This window comes from Mycobacterium parascrofulaceum ATCC BAA-614 (genome assembly GCF_000164135.1).
Lineage (GTDB): Bacteria > Actinomycetota > Actinomycetes > Mycobacteriales > Mycobacteriaceae > Mycobacterium > Mycobacterium parascrofulaceum.
This window is the reverse complement of sequence record NZ_GG770613.1, coordinates 1-1,357: the sequence shown is the minus strand read 5'-3', so window position 1 is coordinate 1,357 and position 1,357 is coordinate 1. Positions and strand designations below refer to the sequence as shown.

The following is a 1,357-nucleotide window of genomic DNA, read 5'->3' as shown; positions in this document are numbered from 1 at the left end:
TGGCCGACCTCATAACACCCCGACCGTAGCACCGCTGATCGTGGCCATGCCTGATCCAAAATGAGTCGACGCCCGGCCGTGATCAGTCCGTGATCGGTACCCCGTCAGCCGCCCGTGTGGGTCGGCCGAAGGCCCCAACGTAGGCAGGGGAAAGTCCACACCACCGACAATACGGTGTGTACCCCATACCCGCAAAGGGTAGTGCGGATCCAACTTCGTGTGCCGGTACACACGGTGTCGAAAGGGTTCCGCTTTGCGCCGTCATAGCCATACGGCAGACAGCGCGTTGCCCTGACGTGCGGGGCTCGCGAGCTGCGGAATCGGGCACCGGTCCCGGTGCGCCCTCTGACGGGCGATCGCCTGTTGAGCGCGATAGGGCACGGTACGTGCCATAATGAGGCCCATCAGCACTCGCATTTCCTCGATCCTGGCGCCGCTTCCACCGCACCGACGCCATTGCGATGGCTGACCCTCGTCACCACGCAGTAGGCGCAGGTCCCCCCGATGACCAAGACGCTGGGAGGATAGATGACAACCCCACTCGGATATTCGGCGCAGAAGGACAACTACGCCAAGCGGCTGCGCCGCATCGAGGGCCAGGTCCGCGGCATCGCCAAGATGATCGACGACGACAAGTACTGCATCGACGTCCTCACCCAGATTAGCGCCGCGAGCAGCGCCTTACGGTCAGTCGCGCTGAATCTGCTCAACGAGCACCTTGACCACTGCCTGACCCGCGCCGCCGCGGAGGGCGGCGACCAGGCCCACGCGAAATTGGCCGAAGCTTCCGCCGCGATCGCACGACTCGTTCGCTCTTGATCGCTCCACGCCTGCATGCATCCATAGGGCAAGTGCCAGGGGTGACCGTCCGTGCACCTGCACACACCGCCGCCAGGATGGAGCTCATCCTACGCAGTGAGACGAACGGTCGTAGCAACGACTTAGGTCGTCGGTAGGTCGAGCGGCTCTGAGCCGACGAGGCAATGATGTTGTGGCTCAGCCCCCGTGAAGCTCCGTGCTCCTGTGGATCGGTTAAGGAAGACAGGGTATCTCAACCTGGATTAGCTTGGCAGCAGGCGAATTCTCTGTTCTTCGAATTCGTGCTGCGTCAGGATTCCGGCGTCGCGCAGCGATGCCAGCTCGCGCAGCTCGGCGGCGATGCTCGTGATCGGTCCGACCGGCGTCACCTGCGGGGCGGTTGCCGGGTTGTCCGTCTTGTCTTTCCTGTTCGGGTCGCGCGGGGACTTCGCCGTCTCGGCCCGGCTTCGTTCCCGACCCAACGCGCTCGTGCCGGCCATCGCGCGCCCGGCCCTGCTCGCTACCGCCATCCCGCGGAACAGGCTCCCGGCGCCGCTGG

2 protein-coding genes are annotated in these 1,357 nt (G+C 64.8%); one reads left to right on the top strand and one right to left on the bottom strand.

The annotated features are described in order from the left end of the window. Nucleotides 1-528: 528 nt before the first annotated feature. Entirely contained in the window at nucleotides 529-819 is a 291-nt protein-coding gene (gene ricR / locus HMPREF0591_RS29820) for a copper-sensing transcriptional repressor RicR (protein WP_007172613.1), read from the top strand. Between the two features lie 242 nt (nucleotides 820-1,061). Here ricR and HMPREF0591_RS29815 read toward each other — a convergent pair. Beyond that, on the bottom strand, nucleotides 1,062-1,357 hold a 296-nt coding region (locus HMPREF0591_RS29815), incomplete at its 5' end, for an SHOCT domain-containing protein (protein WP_007172612.1).

Excerpts from the sequence above, each read along its gene's own strand:
- ricR (WP_007172613.1), top strand. The coding sequence starts at position 529 with ATGACAACCCCACTCGGATATTCGGCGCAGAAGGACAACTACGCCAAG.